General features: G+C 58.5%; 13 protein-coding genes and 1 pseudogene. 1 reads left to right on the top strand and 13 read right to left on the bottom strand.

Features of this window, described 5'->3' with window-relative positions; genetic code table 11:
- Positions 1 to 3: 3 nt before the first annotated feature.
- The 3 genes from efeU to AB4N82_RS26335 all read right to left on the bottom strand — a co-directional run bounded on the left by efeU (position 4) and on the right by AB4N82_RS26335 (position 3552).
- Positions 4 to 849 carry an iron uptake transporter permease EfeU gene (gene efeU, locus AB4N82_RS26345; protein ID WP_122763674.1) on the bottom strand — a complete coding sequence of 282 codons (846 nt, stop codon included), beginning with the start codon at positions 847 to 849 and terminating at the stop codon, positions 4 to 6.
- A 115-nt stretch (positions 850 to 964) separates the two neighbouring features.
- On the bottom strand, positions 965 to 1957 hold the full coding sequence (locus AB4N82_RS26340) for a hypothetical protein (protein ID WP_122763673.1): 993 nt from the start codon (positions 1955 to 1957) through the stop codon (positions 965 to 967).
- Positions 1954 to 3552 (bottom strand): J domain-containing protein, encoded by a 1599-nt coding sequence (locus AB4N82_RS26335; RefSeq protein WP_122763672.1) that lies wholly within the window; start codon positions 3550 to 3552, stop codon positions 1954 to 1956. Before AB4N82_RS26335 ends, AB4N82_RS26340 begins: the two co-directional genes overlap by 4 nt.
- 129 nt (positions 3553 to 3681) lie before the next feature.
- On the opposite strand from AB4N82_RS26335, the gene AB4N82_RS26330 reads away from it, so the two are divergent.
- Positions 3682 to 4704, top strand: a complete 1023-nt coding sequence (locus AB4N82_RS26330; protein WP_122763671.1) for an AraC family transcriptional regulator — start codon at positions 3682 to 3684, stop codon at positions 4702 to 4704.
- A gap of 290 nt (positions 4705 to 4994) precedes the next feature.
- Here AB4N82_RS26330 and AB4N82_RS26325 read toward each other — a convergent pair whose 3' ends face one another.
- The 10 genes and pseudogenes from AB4N82_RS26325 to AB4N82_RS26280 form a co-directional block, all read right to left on the bottom strand.
- Positions 4995 to 5372 (bottom strand): hypothetical protein, encoded by a 378-nt coding sequence (locus tag AB4N82_RS26325; protein ID WP_460103799.1) that lies wholly within the window; start codon positions 5370 to 5372, stop codon positions 4995 to 4997.
- A gap of 184 nt (positions 5373 to 5556) precedes the next feature.
- Complete coding sequence (locus tag AB4N82_RS26320) at positions 5557 to 6039, bottom strand: hypothetical protein (protein ID WP_241089570.1); 483 nt, start codon at positions 6037 to 6039, stop codon at positions 5557 to 5559.
- Complete coding sequence (locus AB4N82_RS26315; RefSeq protein WP_241089569.1) at positions 6036 to 6821, bottom strand: MFS transporter; 786 nt, start codon at positions 6819 to 6821, stop codon at positions 6036 to 6038. Before AB4N82_RS26315 ends, AB4N82_RS26320 begins: the two co-directional genes overlap by 4 nt.
- Before the next feature lie 1490 nt (positions 6822 to 8311).
- Entirely contained in the window at positions 8312 to 9727 is a 1416-nt protein-coding gene (locus AB4N82_RS26310) for an efflux transporter outer membrane subunit (RefSeq protein WP_095184880.1), read from the bottom strand.
- The gene (locus tag AB4N82_RS26305) at positions 9724 to 12903 is read right to left on the bottom strand and encodes an efflux RND transporter permease subunit (protein WP_032891294.1); all 3180 of its coding nucleotides are present in this window, start codon (positions 12901 to 12903) and stop codon (positions 9724 to 9726) included. Before AB4N82_RS26305 ends, AB4N82_RS26310 begins: the two co-directional genes overlap by 4 nt.
- A 15-nt stretch (positions 12904 to 12918) precedes the next feature.
- Positions 12919 to 14160: a multidrug efflux RND transporter periplasmic adaptor subunit MexE gene (mexE, locus tag AB4N82_RS26300; RefSeq protein ID WP_032891296.1), complete on the bottom strand. Its 1242-nt coding sequence runs from the start codon at positions 14158 to 14160 to the stop codon at positions 12919 to 12921.
- Positions 14161 to 14460: 300 nt separating this feature from the next.
- Positions 14461 to 16675 (bottom strand): annotated as a pseudogene (locus AB4N82_RS26295) (GMC family oxidoreductase).
- A complete protein-coding gene (locus AB4N82_RS26290) occupies positions 16672 to 17184 on the bottom strand; it encodes a sorbitol dehydrogenase (protein WP_032891299.1) in 513 nt (170 codons plus the stop codon). The pseudogene AB4N82_RS26295 and the gene AB4N82_RS26290 overlap by 4 nt, the downstream one beginning before the upstream one ends.
- Positions 17181 to 18548, bottom strand: a complete 1368-nt coding sequence (locus AB4N82_RS26285) for a hypothetical protein (protein ID WP_032891300.1) — start codon at positions 18546 to 18548, stop codon at positions 17181 to 17183. The genes AB4N82_RS26290 and AB4N82_RS26285 overlap by 4 nt, the downstream gene beginning before the upstream one ends.
- Before the next feature lie 156 nt (positions 18549 to 18704).
- Positions 18705 to 19220: a sterol desaturase family protein gene (locus AB4N82_RS26280; RefSeq protein ID WP_032891301.1), complete on the bottom strand. Its 516-nt coding sequence runs from the start codon at positions 19218 to 19220 to the stop codon at positions 18705 to 18707.
- Positions 19221 to 19244: the final 24 nt, after the last annotated feature.

Below are 19244 nucleotides of genomic sequence, written 5' to 3'. Positions count from 1 at the left end.
TCCTTACTGGCTGGAAACGGAAGAGGGCATGTTGGCGGGTTTGGCCGGTGCGGCAGGCAGGAAGAACATCACCAGCGCGACCACCAGGTAGATCAGGTAGGCACCCAGGGTGCTGACGGTCGGCGCTTCCTGGTAGCCGAACATGCCGGCGAGCACCGAACCCAGAGGGCTGTCCATCGGCAATGCGGCGCTGAAGTCGAACAGCACCGTTTGCAGGTGGTTCCACACGCCTGCTTCGTGCAGGGCCTGCACCGAATTGGCCAGAATGCCGGCGGCGACCACCAGGATGAACAGGCCGGTCCAGCGGAAAAACGCGCCGAGGTTGAGGCGCATGCTGCCGGTGTAGATCAGGAAACCCACGATGATCGCCAGGACCAGGCCGAGCAAGGCGCCAATCGGCGCGCCCGGGCCTTCGCTTTGCTGGAACACCGCCAGCAGGAAAAACACGGTTTCCAGGCCTTCCCGGGCCACGGCGAAGAACACCATGAGGATCAGGGCCGTGACCTGGTGTTTGGAACCGGTCAGAGCCTGTTCAAGGGAGGCATGCAGGGAATGTTTGATGGAGCGCGCGACCTTGCGCATCCAGAACACCATGGAGCTGAGAATACCCACGGCGACCAAGCCGACGATGCCTTCGAACAGTTCCTGTTGTTTTTGCGGGAATTCGGCGCTGACCAGCTCCAGGCCACCGCCCACCAACAAAGCCAACGCGGCGGCGAGGAACACCCCGATCCACACCGCCGGCATCCATTGGCCGCGGCCAGTCTGTTGCAGGTAACTGGCGATGATGCCAACGATCAATGCTGCTTCAATGCCTTCGCGCAGCATGATGAGAAAGGGGACAAGCATTCGGCACCAGAGCGTAACTAGATAGGAGCCTAAGTTGTAACATAATGATACTCATTGCTAAACAGGAAATATTGACGTTTGCTGAACAGTGGCTGAACGACCAAGAGAAGGCCGCTCAGTAGTCCTGTCCGACGGCCTGGTTATAGGCGTCCACCAGCAAGTCAAAGCGGCGCTGTGTTTCAAAGTAATCAGCGTTTAGCCTGTCTGGATCGGGGGTTTCGCTGGAATGCTGGGCAAGTGCTTGGAGCGCGCCAAGGTAGTCGTAACCGGGTTGTTTAATCCGCTGCCACAACTGTTGGGCCTTGGCTTCGGAGGTCGGTAGGTTGGGGCGCAGGTACCGCTGGGCGTAATCCCAGGTCTGCTGTATGTCGCTCAATGCGTCCGCCAATTGCTTGGGGGATCGTGGGTCAAGGCTGTGCATCGTGTCGCGGGTCTGCAGGATCAGGCCGGCGATAAGCGCCATCTGGTGTTCGTCACGTACCTGCAAGTGCTGCAGTTGTTGCAGGCGTATCCGGCGGTCGGCTACGTCCACGGCGGCGCGCAGTTCGGATGAGACCGTGAGGAATTTTTCCGCCACAGGGAAGAACTGCGCATCGCTGATCGCCCGCTGCGCAGGGGTGAGGCCAGGGACGGTTGCGCTGGGGTAGAAGTCGAACGCTTTCACCGATGAATAGACCTGCAGCAGGTGGTCCATATAGTCGTTGCGAAGCGCGGCGATCTGCGGCAAGTATTTTTGCAGTGCGCTTCTTTGCGAGGACGTCAGCAGGCACAGGTCCGGGCGTTTGGCGTCGTAGTCCAGCAGGCTCAATTGCGGGCCTTGTGTGCGCTGATACAGCTCGGGGAAACGCTCGATGAACGCCAGATTCGGGTCGTTGGCGCGGGGGCTGCGGCTGCGGTAGTTGAAGTACGCCACTCGCCAATTGCTGTCGACTCGGTTGAGGCAGTCGATCACCGGACGCAGCGCCTGGGCTTGCTGGTGCTCAAGCGCTGCCGGGCGGTTGGCCCAGGTTTTCAGCGGGGCGAGCATATCGGTATTCGTCAGCAGGCCCACGGTGCTCAGCGCCAGGGGCACGAAGGTGCAGAGGGCAGCAAAGGTGATGCGGTTCATGGTGTACACCCCGGCGCGCCAGCTTTGAGTCCGCTGCAACGGCTCATCAAGAACGGCTGCAAGCCCTCATCACGGTGGATACGTTGATTGTTTTCGTACATCTGCGCGGCGCTCAGCAGCAGGGCACCGAGGCCCAGGCCGATGGCCCATTGGCGCGTCGACGGTCGCGCCGGCCAGCGCCACCTCAGTGCTGCACGTAATCCCGGCCGACCAAGCACGCGCTGCGCCAGGCCCAGGCCCTGCAACGTCAACACATAGCCCGCCAACGCGTAGTTGCCGAGGATCATCCAGATCAACAGGCCAAGCACCCAGCACGGCAGAATCTCGCGGATCACCAACGGTGGCGGCCGGCGAAAGCTCAGCCAGGGCGACAGGTGCACGGCAAGCCGCTCATCGATTTCACCAAAACCGTCGGTGGCCGGACGCCAGATCGCGAGGATGAGCAGCGCCGGTATAGCGATCAGGAAGGCCCAGGTAGGGGCCATGCCGAGGGATTCCATCAGGGTGTGGTCGGTCATTTGCTGGTCGTGGATCGCCCAGCCGACGGCCATGCCCAGCAACGCCACAAACATCGGCCAGGGGCGGCTGATGCGTTCCCAGTCGCGCCAGAAGTAGGGATCCTCACCGGGCATGTGTGCGCACAGGGCCGGGTACTGGTTGAGCAGGGTTTCGCTGAGGGTGCGGCAGGCGTTCCAGTCGGATTCGCCGAAGCGCCGGGCAAAGCGTTGGCGTTGTTCCAGCGTCATGTCGCCGAACAGCAACCTGGCCGCGCGCGCCTTGGGGTCACGGCTGTCCAGGCTGGCCTGGTGGTAGACCTGTGCACTGAAACGCTCCAGTACATTGCGTTCCTTTAACGCCGACCACTCAGGCTCGGGGCAGTGATTTTCCAGGTACTGATCGGACCAGGCCTGCTCGGTGCACAGGGTTTCGAACAGCGGCTCGGACCAGAAGGTGCTGGCCAGCAGCGTGCGCGCGAGTACGTCATTGAGCCGCGCATGGCGCGCCAGGGGCTTGAGCCATTCGGTGTTATGCAACTCGATCAAGGCCGCCGTGAAGGCCTCGACCTGTTGTTGATTGAGTAATTCGGTGAGCGTGTGCTCGACGTCGGTAAACATCTGCTCCAACAAGGCAGCCAGACGATAGTCGGGCAGTCGCACGGGTGTTTCCCGTTGCCAGGGCGTGAGCCAGTGCAGATGAGTGACGGCCCAGGCCGCAATCGCGGGTTCCGTGCCATTCAGGCAGCGTTGCAGCAGCAGGGCCTCAAAAGCCTCGGCGCATCCAATGTGCTGGGCTTGCTCATAGAGACGCGCAAGATTGGCCGGTGTGGCGTCGTCCACCAAGGCTTGCGCCTGGTCCAAGCGCGTGTCGGGCTCGGTCGTAGCGGGCTGCACTGTGTCGACCGGGAGCGCTTGCGGCACTTCGACGGGCGCTTCATAACGACTCCATTGCAGCGCGTGCTCATAGGCCTCGCGCAGGCGCTGGAAGCCGACAGGGTCTTCATCCGGGCGATGCTGTTTGAGCAACACCGCGTATTGGCGCTTGATACTGCGAGCATCGGCGTCGGACGGCAGCCCAAGTACTTCCCAGCAACTCATCGATTCCACTCCCTGTCGGTAAAAATCCCGGCGCAGAATACCCGAGACCAATACCTCGGTGCCTACTCTTTTGCCGCGCGACTGCCTAAGATGGCCGCACTTCACGCCACACAGGGCACGGCGGCGCCAATGTTGGAAAAAGACACCATCTCCATCCACCTCGTGCGCGAGGCCTTGTTGCAGAGCTGTGCAAGCGGTGCGGCCACGATTGAAGTCTTGCGCAAAGTCGGGATTGACCCTGGGTTGCTCGAACTGCCGACCGCACGCATTTCGGCTACCGCTTATGCGCGGCTGTGGCGTTTGCTGGCACGGCGCATGGACGACGAATTCTTCGGCATGGACCCGCGCAAGCTCAAGTCCGGCAGCCTGGCGTTTTTGTGCCATGCCTGCGTGGCGCAACCAACGCTTGCTACCAGCCTGGAAACCGGTTTGGGGTTCCTCTCTCTGATGCTGGAACGCATGCCCGCCCAGTTGGTGCGCCAACAGAGCCTGGCAGAGATTGTCCTGCACGAGCCCGAGCCTAAGCCGCAGCGCGCGTTCACCTATTTTACCTATTGGATGATCGTGCACGGCGTCGCCTGCTGGCTGGCGGGACGGCGCATTCCCATCCTGGCTATTGAGTTGCGCTGCCCACAGCCAGACTTTTACGACGACTACCAAGTGATGTTTTCCGACAACCTGCGCTTCGACCGACCGCGCACCCGTATGATCTTTTCCGCCGACTGCCTCGACTTGCCCATCAAGCGCAGCCCTGAAGAACTCAAGCGCTTCCTCGCCCACGCGCCGGCCAACATCCTGGTCAAATACCGCGACCCCGACAGCCTCGCCACACGGATCAAACACGACCTGCGCCAAATGCCCCCCGACACCTGGCCGGAAACCGAAGGCCTTGCGGCCACCTTATGCATCTCCGCCTCAACCCTGCGCCGCCGTCTGGCGGAAGAAGGGCAAACCTACCAAGGCCTCAAGGACAGCGTGCGCAAAGAACTGGCGATAGTGTGGCTGGCGGAACCGCAGATCAGCTTCGCCGAGATTGCCGCGCGGTTAGGGTTTGCGGACACGAGCTCGTTTTATAAGGCGTTTCGGAAGTGGGCGGGGTCCAATCCTGGGCATTATCGGAGTTTGATTTTGAATGAAGTCACTCGCGTTTAAGTTCGGGGCGCAAGGGACTAAGAAATAACTGGCTGTGTCTTGCGTTTGCGTCTGACAGCATGATCCTTCGAACTTTTAGGAAGTGCCCGACTTACTTGGATTGATAATTCATGCGCGATTGATTGCACTGCAATTCTACGAGCCGTGGCTCAGGCACGCTCATCTACCGACAGGTTGTTATTTTCAGAGTTTACAAAATAGGCCAGGGCATTGATCACTTGATTTGCACTTTTCATTCCACCAAGAATATAGGTGACATCTTCGGGTTTAGAGTAGCGGTCGGTACTGAATTATGCCAGTTGATCTTCATATGTCTCATTGAATAGCGCTATAGCATTGAACTTAACGTCCTGTTTTGTCTGGTGCCCATTTTCATCGAATGCGCCATCGCCGGAAATGAACATACTAAATGTGTTTCCATCTATCAGACCTGCCTCGTATAGCCTTCCTCCTACAGCTTTCAGTTCGTACGTGCTAATAGATGTCATGTCATAATTTTTTAAGAATGCCCTTAAGTCATTGATTTTTTCCTGATCCTTCAGCTTCAGTGTCTCCGCCGCCTTGGCCTCTTCATTCACAGTGAACGCATTTGTCACCATCGTCGGATTTCTGATTACGCGAGCATCAGTTTGCTTCGATAGCGTGGCTGCGGCATTCGTAACGAGCATTCCCATATCAATCTGCTGTTTGTATTAAGCATTCCATCCCTTATCGACCTAGGACCGGCCAACCTTAGTCAGCGCTGTAATTTCAGAATGGTCTGACAGATACTGCTGGGCGGCGTGAGGGCAATGTCTTAAAGCGTTCGTCTGCTAGGCGCAGAGCTAAAATCGGCGCGAGCCCTAGGAGGCTCTAAAAAAAACGAGAAGAATCAAGTTTCTTATTCTTTGAGTTAGCTATTTGCCTGCCTAGCAGTAATGTTGCATTTACACCAAGTAAACCAGTAAAGCAGCAGACTGCAATTATAATTAACGTCAGCGAAAAACCATGCCTGTCCAATAGTCCTCCAAAAACCGTATAGGAAATGCCGATAATGACTGAGTTAACTAGATTTGCAAAAGAGACGCAGGATGCGCGGATGCGTGATTCGACATTTTCATGGATGTATGTCTCATATGCAGTCTCGTAGATCGCAGGGAGGGACATGGTCAGGACAAAAGCAGCAATCGAAATGGTTATGCCCAAATCTAATGAAAGGATAAAAAGAAGAAAGGTAGTAATGCAGGTAGTAGTTAGCGCAATTATGCCTAGAGATAGTCTGGAACAAATGAAGCCAGCAGCTATGAACACCCCTGCTGATATAGCTTCAACCGCTGCATAAATACCAGCAATCATAGGTGCTTCCAAACCGCGCATAGAAAAAAATGGCTGTTCGTATATAAATAATGGAATCGTTGACAGCTCGAATAAGGCGTATCCAATAAATAAAGGTATAAGAAAGGCGCCATTTTTTGTGCGAAAAAATTAACGAGCGAGGTGGAAGTTGATTCGGTTTTATGATTGCTGATGCTGGGTATCTTATTTTTCTGGTGTGAAATAGATGGCAGTTTTAGCTCTGGGGTGAGTGTTGCGATAAGCGCTCCTATAAGCTTTGAAGCTACAAAAGCAATATACACACTGTTCCAAGACCAACTGTCTTGTAAGATACCTCCGAGGATCATAGACAACCCTAATGATACAGCCCCAATGGCACGGGCACGCGATAATACTTTAGGGAATTCTTCAGCTCGGTGTTCAGCTAATAAGTTATCATAAAGTAGCGCTCTGTCTGACCCGGAACCCATGGCAATGCTAGCGCCAAATAGACAAAATATAATTGCGAAAGGTATAAAGGAGGTAAAGATTAAGAAGCCAATACCACTTAAGGATAAACCTAAGAATCCGATTATAAGAGAGAGTCTGCGACCGTATCGATCTGCGATTAATCCGGATGGGATTTCTAATGCTACTGAGGAGAAAAATAAAAATGATTGAAGAACGCCTATTTCTCCTTGTGTGACACCAAGCTGCAGCAAGTAAAGTACAAACAAGCTTCTCTGAACGTCCAGGTTCATAAATATTGATAAGAGATAGTATGGCTTGTTGTTTTTGGCCCTATAAAAACCTAATGTGCTCATCGTATTTGAATGCCTGCGTTTATGGGTTCGCGCAAGAACTGTCGAGAAACATGGTTTTGGTAGTAAATGCTTTTATTTTTATTCGGCAAGGTGCAGATGTAATAAGCATTGATTGATTAGCTCGGTTAACGGTGGTCGCGTGATTGCCTTAGGTGAATCAGCGTTCTCTGTAGTAGTAACTGAGTTGCCGCTGTCGCGAAAATGTACGCCTTGTAATCTCATGCATCAATGAGTCGATTGCAGGGGAAGGCTAGTGCGATATGCCCGAGACAGTAAACAGTTTGGGCTTGTCACCACTAACAGCGCTGTACTAGGAAATTACTTACATAGGACTTCTAACTTGGCTTACAAAAGTGTCCTTCAACATTTTAGGACGCTCCAAACAAAAAGAACCATGACCAAACGGGCCGCGGGACTAAAAATGGCTGGATGTGACCAACTAAAGGAGCTCTTTACATCTCTTCGCCGTTGCCACAACCGTGTCCGGCTCCCATCCACCTGCGAGCGCCTTGTCGATCGGCATGTTCCCGCGATACAGGTCGATTTCTGAATGGCGCCAGGCATTCGAGGCCGGCGACCCAATCTGCGAACCACCCCTGTGGGTAAAGCCGAATACGCCAGTTGTGCTCACCGCAATACATAAATCGAGGCGGCCCGGCGGCAGGATGATGCGGCTCGCTGCAGTTGCAGCGGTAGTGTTACTACCCATGAGATTTCTGAAACGTGGTCTTATCGACTGGCAGCAAACTGAGGCGCTTCCTAAGCGCTATAGAACCCTCTTCCTAGGGATATATTTCACTAGCATAATTTTCTTCGCCTATTTCGCTATTATTTGGCTAACCTGATTGCGTCCACTATTGCAGTGCCTGATAGGCTCATGAATTCACCCAGTAACTCATTTACCAAAGTTAAAAATAGCCGGCAAATTCGCCGGGTGAACCACCAAAACAGTCTAAGTACTCAAGTCGGGGACGCTGTTGGCGATAGGGTCGCGCTCGGGGAAACCGTAGGCGAGAAAATCTATGAGTATTGATTACTTGTTCAATCACCCTCAAAAATTTTGGTTTGATGTAGGAGTCATGTGTCTGGCCCTTGCCTTCAATGTGGCAGGCATTGTTCTGGCGTATACGCGACTGGATCAGATGGAGGATCGATTAAACAAGTGCCGTCTTGTTACTTCTCACAAGCGCATCTGGGGTGACGGGATACTGGGGAGGGTGATTCGGCTATGCGCCGTCATGGCGACGGTATCAATGCCGAGGTGGAACATACGGCGTGGTGTCGTGGACAGGCAGCAAGTGCAGGACTTTCCTCGCGGCCTTAAGCGTGTACTTCAAAGCATGATGCTGGGGGGAGTGGTTTTTTTAACGGTTGCCATAGCCGACACCCTATATAGATGGCTGAGACATTAATCAAAAAAAGCCCCATGACCAAACAGGCCACGGGTCTAAAAATTGGTTGGATGCGACCAACCAAAGGAGCTCTTTACATCACTTCGCCGTTGCTACAACGGTATCTGGCTTCCATCCACCTCCGAGTGCCTTGTAGATCGCCACGATCCCGCGATACAGGTCCACTTCGGCCTGGGCCTGGGAGTCTTCCGCGGCGAGGCGTTCGCGTTGGGCGTCGAGGAGGACGAGGAAGTCCACGGTGCCTTCGCGGTAGCGGATGGCGGCGAGGTCGGCGGCGGCGCGGCTGGATTCGCTTTGACGGATCAGTGAGATCAGGCGTTGCTGACGCTTGCTGTAGTCACTGAAGGCGTTTTCGGATTCTTCCAGTGCCAGCAACACTTGCTGCTCATAGGTCGCCAGGGCGCCATCGGCTTCGGCGTCTGCGCCACGCAAACGGGCGCGCACGCTGCCCAGGTCGAACGCGGCCCAGGTGATGCTCGGGCCGAGGGCCCAGGCATTCGCGGCGGACGAACCGATCTGTGAACCGCGCCCGGCGGTAAAGCCGAGGAAGCCGCTGAGGCTGACCCGTGGGAACAGGTCGGCCTTGGCCACGCCGATACGTGCGGTGGCGGCGGCCAGTTTGCGTTCGGCGCTGAGAATGTCCGGGCGACGTTGCAGCAGTTGGCCTGGATCACCGATCGGCAACGCTTTGGCAATCGCCGGCAGGTCTTTCGGGCCCAGGTCCACGCTCAACTTGTCCGGACGCTGGCCGAGGAGGGTGGCGATGCGGTTACGTTCGCGCACTTGTTCGGCTTGCAGTTGCGGCACGCTGGCTTCAACGGCTGCGAGGCGTGCGTCGGCGCGCTCCACGTCGAGTTGGTCACCCACACCGGCGTCGCGCAGGCTGACGGTGATGGTGCGTGAATCTTGCTGGTTCTTCAGATTGTCCAGAGCGATCTTTTCACGCAGTTGGGCACCGCGCAGTTGACCGTAGGCGTCCACCAGTTCGGCAATCAGGGTGACTTGCAACTGGTATAGATCGGCTTCGGCGGCCTGCTGGTCGGCGTCGGTGGCTTCCAGGTTGCGCTGGATGCGGCCGAACAGGTCCAGTTCCCAGGCCATGTCCAGGCCCAGGTCGTAACGCTCGGTCTTGACCCGGCGGGTGGTCTGGCCCGGGATCTGGCCCTTGCCCTGGTCGCTGCTGACGCGGCTGGTAATCGTCGGCATGGCGTCGTTGCTGGCGTCATCGCGGATTGCACGAGCAGCGCGCAGGCGGGCAAACGCTACGCGCAAATCGCGGTTACCTTGCAGCGATTGAGTCACCAACTGGTTAAGCGTCGGGTCTTCGAACTGTTGCCACCAAATGCCTTCGAACTTGGCGTGGTCATACTGCTTGGCGTCCGCGGCGGCGGTGATGTTCGCCGCCTCCGGGGTCTGGGTCTTGTAGTCCGGGCCCACGGCACAGGCGCTCAGCGCCAGTACCAGCAAGCTCGGCAGGAATACTTTCACACTCATTGCTGTGTCTCCAGCTTCAAGGCCTTGGCCGCTTTGCGCGCTTCGCTGCGCTCCACATAACGACGGATCAGTACGTAGAACACTGGCGTCAGCAACAGACCGAAGAAGGTCACACCGATCATCCCGGAGAACACCGCCACGCCCATGGCATGACGCATCTCGGCACCGGCACCGCTGGACAACACCAGTGGCACCACACCCATGATGAAGGCGAACGAGGTCATCAGAATCGGCCGCAGACGCAGGCGGCAGGCTTCCAGCACCGCGGCCAGCGGGTCGAGGCCCTCGGCTTGTTTGTCCTTGGCGAACTCGACGATCAGAATCGCGTTCTTACACGCCAGGCCCACCAGTACAATCAAGCCAATCTGAGTGAAGATGTTGTTGTCGCCACCCGAGATGATCACCCCGGTAATGGCCGACAGCAGCGTCATCGGTACGATCAGGATCACCGCCAGTGGCAGGCTCCAGCTCTCGTATTGAGCAGCCAGTACCAGGAACGCCAGCAGTACGCAGAGCGGGAACACGAACAGCGCGGTGTTGCCCGAGAGGATTTGCTGATAAGTCAGGTCAGTCCACTCATAGGTCATGCCGTTGGGCAGTTCATCCTTCAACAGTTTTTCAATCGCCGCTTCTGCCTGGCCGGAGCTATAGCCCGGAGCGGCGTTGCCGTTGATTTCAGCGGTGATAAAGCCGTTGTAGTGCATCACGCGGTCCGGGCCTGAGGTGTCGCTGACCTTGATGAAGGTTGCCAACGGGATCATCTCGCCCTTGTTGTTACGCACTTTCAGTTGGCCAATCTGGTCCGAATCATTGCGGAACTGCTGCTCCGCCTGCACGTTGACCTGATAGGTACGGCCGAAGCGGTTGAAGTCGTTGGCATACAACGAGCCCAAGTAGATCTGCAGGGTGTCGAAGATGTCGCTGATCGCCACGCCGTGGGTCTTGGCCTTTTCGCGGTCGATGGCGGCATCGACCTGGGGCACGTTGACCGTGTAGCTGGTGAACAGGCCGAACAGTTCCGGCACGCCATGGCTCTTGGTGATGACGTTCTGCACTTCTTTGTACAGTTCGTCATAGCCCAGGTTGCCACGGTCTTCGATCTGCAGACGGAACCCGCCGATAGTGCCGAGGCCCTGTACCGGTGGTGGCGGGAAGATCGCCATGTAGGCTTCCTGGATGTCGCTGTACTTGCCGTTCAACGCGCCGGCAATCGCACCGGCGGACATGCTCGGGTCTTTGCGCTCATCGAATGGCTTCAAGGTCACGAACACGATGCCGCTGTTCGGGCTGTTGGTGAACCCGTTGATCGACAGGCCCGGGAAGGCGATAGCGCTTTCCACGCCGGGCTGTTTCAAGGCGATGTCAGACATGCGCTTGATCACGTTTTCAGTGCGGTCCAGGCTGGCGGCGTCGGGCAGTTGGGCGAAAGCCACCAGGTATTGCTTGTCCTGGGCCGGTACGAAGCCGGTCGGTGTGTGGGCAAAGCCCAGCCAGGTCAGGACCATCAGGCCTGCGTACAGGAACAGTGCGATGCCGCTGCCGCGAATCACCCGGCGAACGGTGCCGACATAGCCGTGGCTGGCTTTTTCGAAGAAGCGGTTGAATGGACGGAACAACCAGCCACCCAACAGCTTGTCGAGGAACCTGGAGAAGCCATCTTTCGGCGCGTTGTGGCCCTTGAGCAACACCGCTGCCAGTGCAGGGGACAGGGTCAGCGAGTTGAACGCCGAGATCACTGTCGAGATCGCAATGGTCAACGCGAACTGCTTGTAGAACTGCCCGGTCAAGCCGCTGATAAAGGCTGCTGGCACGAATACCGCGCAAAGCACCAGCGCCGTCGCGATGATCGGACCGGTCACTTCGCTCATGGCTTTTTCAGTGGCGGGGAAGGGCTCAAGCCCCAACTCGATATTACGTTCGACGTTTTCCACCACCACGATGGCGTCGTCCACCACGATACCAATCGCCAATACCAATCCGAACAACGACAGTGCGTTAAGCGAGAACCCAAACAGGTGCATCACCGCAAACGTACCGATCAGCGAGACCGGCACCGCCACCAACGGGATGATCGAGGCGCGCCAGGTCTGCAGGAACAGGATCACCACCAGCACGACCAGGATCAGTGCTTCGAACAGCGTGTGAACCACCGCCTCGATGGAGCCGCGCACGAACACCGTCGGGTCGTAGGCGATGCGGTAGTCCATGCCTTCGGGGAAGCTTTTTTTCAGCTCCGCCATCTTGGCGCGCACATCGTTGGAGATGTCGATGGCGTTAGAGCCAGGACGCTGGAAGATTGGGATCGCCACCGCTGGCTGATTATCGATCAACGAGCGCAGGGCATATTGGCTGGAGCCCAGCTCGACCCGTGCAATGTCCTTGAGTCGCGTGATTTCACCGTTATCGCCGGCGCGAATCACGATGTTCTCGAACTCTTCTTCGGTGACCAGGCGCCCCTGGGTGTTGACCGATAACTGGAAGCTGGTGTCGTTAGGTGAAGGCTGCGCGCCCAAGGCACCGGCGGCGACTTGGCGGTTCTGCTCGCGAATCGCCGTCACCACATCGGTGGCGGTCAGGTTGCGCGAGGCGGTCTTGTTCGGGTCCAGCCATACACGCAACGAGTAGTCGCCCATGCCGAACAACTGCACATCGCCCACGCCACCGAGCCGCGCGAGCTCATCCTTGATATTCAGGATCGCGTAGTTGGACAGGTAGAGCATGTTGTAGCGCTGATCCGGCGAGGTGATGTGCACCACCATGGTCAGGTCGGGGGAGGCCTTGTCCACGGTAATACCGATGCGCGTCACTTCCTCAGGCAGTTTTGGCTGAGTCCGCGTCACGCGGTTTTGCACCTGCACCTGCGCGTTGTCCAGGTCGGTGCCCAGGGCGAAGGTGATGGTCAGGGTCAGCTTGCCGTCAGCAGTCGATTGCGAGGACATGTACAGCATGTTCTCGACGCCGGTGATGGCCTGCTCCAGCGGCGCGGCCACGGTTTCGCCGATGACCTTGGGGTTGGCGCCGGGGAAGTTGGCGCGCACCACCACGGTCGGCGGTACCACTTCCGGGTACTCGCTGATCGGCAGTTGGAACAGCGAAATCGCGCCAGCGATCAGAATCAGCAGCGACAGCACCGCTGCGAAGATCGGCCGCGAAATGAAGAACTTGGAAAAATTCATCTTGAGTCGTATCCCTTAACCGCGTGGAGTCGCGACGCTGGCAAGTTTGGGCGCGGCTTTATCCGGCGCCACTTGTTCCAGATTGCTGGCTTCAAGCGCTTGTCGTTGTTGGGCCAAGGCGGCGAGGGTTTCTTTGCTGGCCATCGGAATGGTTTCCGGGGCGACCGGCGAGCCGGGGCGTGCACGCTGCAGGCCCTTGACGATGATGGTGTCGTCCTTGTTCAGGCCGCTGCGTACGATGCGCAAACCTTCGATCTTCGGCCCCAGTTCCACGGCGCGATAGGCCGGCTTGTCGCCGTCCATCACCAGTACGAATTTCTTGCCCAGATCGGTGCCCACGGCTTCATCGTTGATCAGCACGGCGGAGTAGGTGCCGCTGCCCACCAGCTTCAGGCGTGCGTACAGGCCAGGGGTGTATTCGCCCTTGCTGTTGTCAAACACGGCGCGCCCACGAATGGTGCCGGTGGCCGGGTTGACCTGGTTGTCGACGAAGTTCATCTGGCCCAGGTGCGGGTTGCCGGTTTCATTCGACAGGCCCAGGTAAACCGGGGTGGTAGCGCCACGGCGGCCTTGGCGAGCCAGCTCGGTGTACTTGAGGTAAACGCGCTCATCGGCGTCGAAATAGGCGTAGACCTTGTCGGTGGAAACCACGCTGGTCAGCGCGGTGACGTCAGCGGTCACCAGGTTGCCGGCGGTGATGTCGGCACGGCTGACGCGGCCGCTGATTGGCGAGGTTACGCGGGTAAAGCTCAGGTTCAGCTTGGCCAGGTCCAACTGCGCCTGGATCCCGGCGACGGCGGCGCGGGCTTCCTGGGCGGCGGTGGTGCGCGAGTCGGCCAGTTCGGCGGAGATCGCATTGCTCTGGCGCAGGCGCTCGCCGCGTTGGGCTTCGTTGTCACTGCGGGTGGCGGCGGCGCGGGTCTGTTGCAACTGGGCTTCAAGGCGGCGCACTTCAGCCTGGAACGGACGCGGGTCGATCTGGAACAGCAGGTCGCCTTTCTTGACCAAAGCGCCTTCAGTGAAAGCGACTTGGTCAATCTGGCCAGAAACCCGTGGACGGATCTGCACAGTTTCCGGTGCTTCCAAACGGCCGGTGAATTCATCCCACTCGTTCACCGGTTGTTCCAGCACCTTGGCCACACTGACTTTGGCGGCTGGCATGGCGGCCGCTTGTTCCGGGGTCTTGCCGCACGCGCTCATCACCACCACGGCCAAAATCGCCAGGGGGAAGCGCAAATGTTTGAGTGACTGTTCCATGAGGTGCATCCGCCAATGTATTTGAGATGGGCGGATCATGCGCGGCGGGGTGGTATGTCACGAATCGAATGAAGCAAAGGTAACTATCATTGCGAATGATATAAGCGCGAGATTAGCCCTCTAGGATGGGGGTTTCGTTAGGGTGCTATCAATGGGCGTGATGACAAAGGACTGTTGCGTGGTTCGCAACAAGCACTGAGAGGGTGTGGCGGTTGGGGTGTCAGGCATTGCATTGAGGTGGGCGTATGGACGGGTGAAACCGTCCAGTCAAAACGACCGGACGGTTTTTGGCCGTGGGCCCTACGCTGTACCGAACCCGATCTGCACCGTCAGCGCCCCCTGGTTATCCCCCAAACCAATGCCATAGCGCCCCTCCAGATCATCGTTGATACACAGCTGCAATTCCCCCGTCTGCCCCGGCGGAATCTCGGCCAGATCCCCCACCAGAAACGGTGTCCCGCTGCTGCCCACACGCCCAACCAGCGCGCCTTCATTTGCGCCCGGCAGGGTGTAGCCCGCTTTGGCGATCAACCCCGGACTGCCATTGCCATCAACCATGCCGCCGACCGGGCTGGCCAGCCAATGGCCGCTGACATACCGCACCACACGCGGGCTTGGGCCGCTGATTTGCACGCCAGTGCCTTGCCATGGCTGGTTGGCTTGCACCTGCACGGTGACGGCTTTGAGGTCGTTGCACAGGGTGTCGCCGGCCTGGATCGACAGCGCGGCAATGGTCAGGCTCGGGTTGGAGGTGCCGGTGGTGGGGAATCACGCCGTCGCCCACCAGGAACAGGTTGTTGTGGTCCCAACTGCGTTGGTATTTGTCGACCACCGAGGTGGCCGGGTCGGCGCCCATGCGGTAGGTGCCCATCAAGTGCCCGGCGCCCTGGAAGGAGTACGACTCGCCCTGGTATTCAAACAAACCGGGTTTGATATCGGTGGTCAGTTCGGTGGCGCCCAGCAGCTCAGTGATGACGTGGCTGGCAAGAATCCGCGCCTGTTTGAAGCCTTCCTTGGTGTAGTCCGACAGGTTGTAATGGATTTCCGGTCGCGGGATGCCCAGACGGTCTTTGTACTGACTGGACGGCACGATGTAGCAGTTGGCCTTGTTCGGATCGTCCTCGACTTGTTCCACCAGAAACCCCACCCGAAACTGCCGGGTGAGCAGGTTGTTCAGCTGTTGCACTAGTGCCGTGCCGAACAGCACCTGGGACGCGTCCGTGGACTTTGGCAGTGGGTTGGTGCGGCTGACGTTGGTGCCATCGATCAGGTCGGCCACGGTGGTGTACGGGTCGCCGATCGGCCAGTTGAAACCCTCGTTGCCTATCTCGATCCGCCAGGCCGCGCGCTGGCTGCGAAAGGCGCCGTCGCGCAGGCTTTCGATACCGGCGGTGGATACCGGGCCACGGTACGGGAACACCGTCTTGCCTTCGGGCATCAAGCCCCACGCCAGGTAGATCGGGTGGTCCGCCAGGCTACGACCGACCTGGCCACTGCTGTTGGCCACGCCCTTGGGCCAGGCGCTGCTGGTGGAGTTGAGCAGCAGCTTGGGCGTTTCGATGGCATGGGCGGCGATCACATAGCGCTGCCCGATCGCGACGCCAGTGCCGGTGGCCGGCCCATCGCCCAACTGATACTGAATGAACTCGATGCCGCTGACAGTCTTGTCCGCTGCCACCGTGACCTTGCTCGCCACGGTCTTGTACAGCACCCGCACATTGCCGGTGTTGAGCGCATTGTTCAGGGTCACCGTGGCGTCGTACTTGGCCTGGATCGGGCAGATCGGCGTGCAGTTGGTATTGCCTGCGCACACCCGTCGCCCGGCATACGGCTGCGAGTTGCGCCCGGCTGGAGTGGGGCTCACCACCAGCGGCAGTCCTTGGAACGATTGGCCCTGCACCGCGCTGACGAAGCTGCCATCCACCAACGACAGCGGAATGCTGGTCATCGGGTATTCATAGTTGGTTGGGAACGTGATGCCCAGGTAGGCCTGGTCGGCGACGTTGGCCGCCACACCTATTTCTGCTTCGGCGCGGCAATAAGCGCTTTGCAGGTCGTTGTAGCTGATCGGCCAGTCCACGCCCACGCCGTACAGCGTCTTCATCTTAAAATCATTTGGCAGCATGCGCAGGCACGTGGCGACCCAATGCCAGGTAGTGCCGCCGCCGACGCGCTCATAGGTGCTGGTGAACGGCAACGGGCCTTTTTGCACCAGGTAACTGACCTCGGGATTTTTCCAGTTGTCATCGAGCAGGTCAGCGATGGTCGCGCGCGGTGCGTTCTGTTCGGCCGGGTTGCGCGTCGGACTGAGGGTGCTCACCGGCGGATAGGGGGACTCGGGGGTCTTCAGCGTGGCGGTGTAGAAACGCTCCAGGTACTGGTTTCGGTTGGCCGGGACTTCCGGGCCGGATTCCAGCACCAGCACCTTCACCCCCGCCAAGCCCAATTGATAGGCAATGATGCTGCCCGCCAGGCCAGCACCGACGATCACTACGTCTGCTTGTTCGGTACTCATGACGATGCTCCAGGCTGTGGGCTGGCGGTAACCCCGGTGAAGTCTTCCAGGCTCGGTGGTGGGCTGTTCCAGTAACCGAAGAAGAACTCGCTGTAGCCCATCGGATGGGCCTGGGCGATGTTCCACGCCCAGCTCTGGGTGTAGGCCTCGGCACTGACCACGGTTTGCTCGTTCACCGGGAACGCGCCTTGGGTGTACGGCTGATACCACACGCCGAGCATCCACAGTTTCATGATCGCGCGCGCCGCTTGGGCGGTTTGCGTGGCGGCGGGTTGGCCGTTCTGCATCAGGATTGCGTTGCCGATTTGCTGCGGCGTCTGCTGCTCGCTCGCCAGCGCGGCGTATTGGGCGAGCAGGGCGCTGAGCACGTCTTGGCCCACGCGAGGGCCAACGAAATTCAGAAACAGGGTGGGCAGGCCGATGGGGTCTACCGACGGCGCCAGCAGTTCCTGATTGATGCCGGTGAGCACCACGCTCAGGCCGGTAAAATTGTCCAAGTCGGTACTCATGGCTGACTCCTTGTCACACCGGTGGATTGAGCGCGTTCGAGCAGGTAAGTGAAGTCGGCGAAACTGGTGCGCGGTGATTGCGTCACGTGGGTGGCGGCATTGCCGTGACAGGCGATACAACTGGAGGACGCCTGGGGCACCGTGCCCTGGATATAGGTCTCCAGCGTTGCATTGGCGAGGAACGAAGGCGCTGGATTGCCCAACGGTTTGGTGGCCGAAATCTGGCACGGTGGCTGGCCGCTGAGGGTAGGCCACTGGGTGCTGATCAACTGGTAATTGGCCCAGACGCTGTTGGGGTTAACCGTACGCAGCAGGTTCTGGTAAGTGCTGTTGAGCGCCTTGGTTTCATCGGTCAAAGGGATCTCGCGCACGATCTGCGATGGCGTGGCCTTTACCGCCGGGTTCCAGGGCCGTGGCGGCGGTTGGTTGACCTCGGCATGGCTGCTGGCGTTGTAGAACAGGTACGGGCCTTTGCGCTCGGCAGGCGGTGTGGTTTTTTCCGGGACATTGTCAACGTGCTCGAAGGTCGACCACACCCACTGCGGCGCACTGGTGGTCTTATGCACGATATGCAGCCCCACCAGCCCCACCGGCTCGGCAACGCAGGACTCGGCCACCACCGGCCCTTTGCTCGGGTCGCTGTTGCCTGGCGTATACACCAGGGCATCGACGGTGTGGAAACTGCTGGGGTTGTCGTTGCCGTCCAGCACCTTCCACGAGGCCTTGACCATCAACGAACCCACGTCACTGGTGGCCGGGTTGCCGCAACTGAATGCCACCGCATTGGTCGCACTGGCGGCAAAAAATGCCTGCTGACCCTGGATGCTGTACAGGCCATTGTTGACGATGCCGTCGAACATCGATTGGTTAACCACGATTTCATTGCGCGTGTACACGCCGCTCTGGTCCACCAACGGGCCGCTTTGAAACGGCTGAATAAACTCGTCCAGCACATCCGGGACCTTGCCCATTTGCTGCAACAAGCGCCCCGATCCCTTGCCTTCACAGGCCGCCGGTACACTGGCCGGCGCCTGCCAGGCCGCTGGTTTCTGCCCTTGGGGCAGGAAGATTTGGTAGCTCTCCTTGTAGCTTTCCCACACCGTGGCCGCGTCCTGCTGGCCGATCTGCACGCCGGTATTGGGCTTGCCATCGGCCAGGACCGGCCAGTTCAGCGCAATGAACGTCTGCCACGACATTTCATCGAAGTTGGCTTGCAGGCTGTCGAGAGAGAAGGGCGGGGTCGCCGTGACATCGAAGGGTATTTGCGTAGACAACGTGGGGGCCGCGACGACCAGGGGGCTCAGCAACGCGCCAAACAGCGCACAGCCGAACCCGGGCCGGGGGCGATGGGTTTCCATTCTCATCGGTATCTCCTAGGCATCAGACGCCAGGAGACAGTGGGTCCGTCATGGACTCTTCAATGCGCCTCCTGGCACGGGCTTGAGCGTAGATAAGGTTGGAAATGCCGGTGTACGGGACGCTAGATTTATTCGTAATAAAAACAATCGCTCAGAGGCGCTTCAGGCACGCTCTGCGCGGATATAGGTGCGAAACACATGGTCCCACAGCGGTGAAGACACGCCGAAGTTCTTCTCGATGCCTTTGCGATGATGCAGGTCGTGGTTGGCCACCAGCCCCGGTATAAACCGATAGGCCCAATGCGCCGGGCGGTGCATCACGTAGTGCACCGAGATGTAATAAAAGTAGCCCGTCACCGCGCCGACAAACGCCGAGGTCAAACCGGCGTACCAGGCCAATAGCAGCAATGCCGCAAAGGTGGAGCTGGTTTTCCAGCTCGACACACCGATATAGGCCAGCACATCCACATGGTGGGTCCAGTGCTCGTGGCGATACAGCGAGTGGAACAGAAAGCGGTGTGCCGAATACTCCACCAGCGTCCAGGCCATGAAGCCCGCGAGCAGTTGCAGCGGATCAAGTGGCGCCAGGCAGAGCGCCAGGCCGATAAACAGGGGAACGGTGAAGAAATCCAGGTAATACGCGACTGACGACATCAGCCATTTGTTTGAAGCCGCCATGTGCGGATCGTCCTTGAGGTGCAT

This window comes from Pseudomonas sp. H1_D04 (genome assembly GCF_054683855.1).
The sequence above is the reverse complement of the archived record's forward strand: the minus strand, read 5'-3'. Positions and strand labels throughout refer to the sequence as shown.

Coding starts and splice junctions, on each gene's coding strand:
- AB4N82_RS26315 (WP_241089569.1), bottom strand. CDS start 6,821: ATGAGCACATTAGGTTTTTATAGGGCCAAAAACAACAAGCCATACTAT.
- AB4N82_RS26340 (WP_122763673.1), bottom strand. CDS start 1,957: ATGAACCGCATCACCTTTGCTGCCCTCTGCACCTTCGTGCCCCTGGCG.
- AB4N82_RS26290 (WP_032891299.1), bottom strand. CDS start 17,184: ATGAGTACCGACTTGGACAATTTTACCGGCCTGAGCGTGGTGCTCACC.
- AB4N82_RS26320 (WP_241089570.1), bottom strand. CDS start 6,039: ATGATTGCTGGTATTTATGCAGCGGTTGAAGCTATATCAGCAGGGGTG.
- mexE (WP_032891296.1), bottom strand. CDS start 14,160: ATGGAACAGTCACTCAAACATTTGCGCTTCCCCCTGGCGATTTTGGCC.
- AB4N82_RS26325 (WP_460103799.1), bottom strand. CDS start 5,372: ATGCTCGTTACGAATGCCGCAGCCACGCTATCGAAGCAAACTGATGCT.
- AB4N82_RS26285 (WP_032891300.1), bottom strand. CDS start 18,548: ATGAGAATGGAAACCCATCGCCCCCGGCCCGGGTTCGGCTGTGCGCTG.
- AB4N82_RS26335 (WP_122763672.1), bottom strand. CDS start 3,552: ATGAGTTGCTGGGAAGTACTTGGGCTGCCGTCCGACGCCGATGCTCGC.
- AB4N82_RS26330 (WP_122763671.1), top strand. CDS start 3,682: ATGTTGGAAAAAGACACCATCTCCATCCACCTCGTGCGCGAGGCCTTG.
- efeU (WP_122763674.1), bottom strand. CDS start 849: ATGCTTGTCCCCTTTCTCATCATGCTGCGCGAAGGCATTGAAGCAGCA.
- AB4N82_RS26310 (WP_095184880.1), bottom strand. CDS start 9,727: ATGAGTGTGAAAGTATTCCTGCCGAGCTTGCTGGTACTGGCGCTGAGC.
- AB4N82_RS26280 (WP_032891301.1), bottom strand. CDS start 19,220: ATGGCGGCTTCAAACAAATGGCTGATGTCGTCAGTCGCGTATTACCTG.
- AB4N82_RS26305 (WP_032891294.1), bottom strand. CDS start 12,903: ATGAATTTTTCCAAGTTCTTCATTTCGCGGCCGATCTTCGCAGCGGTG.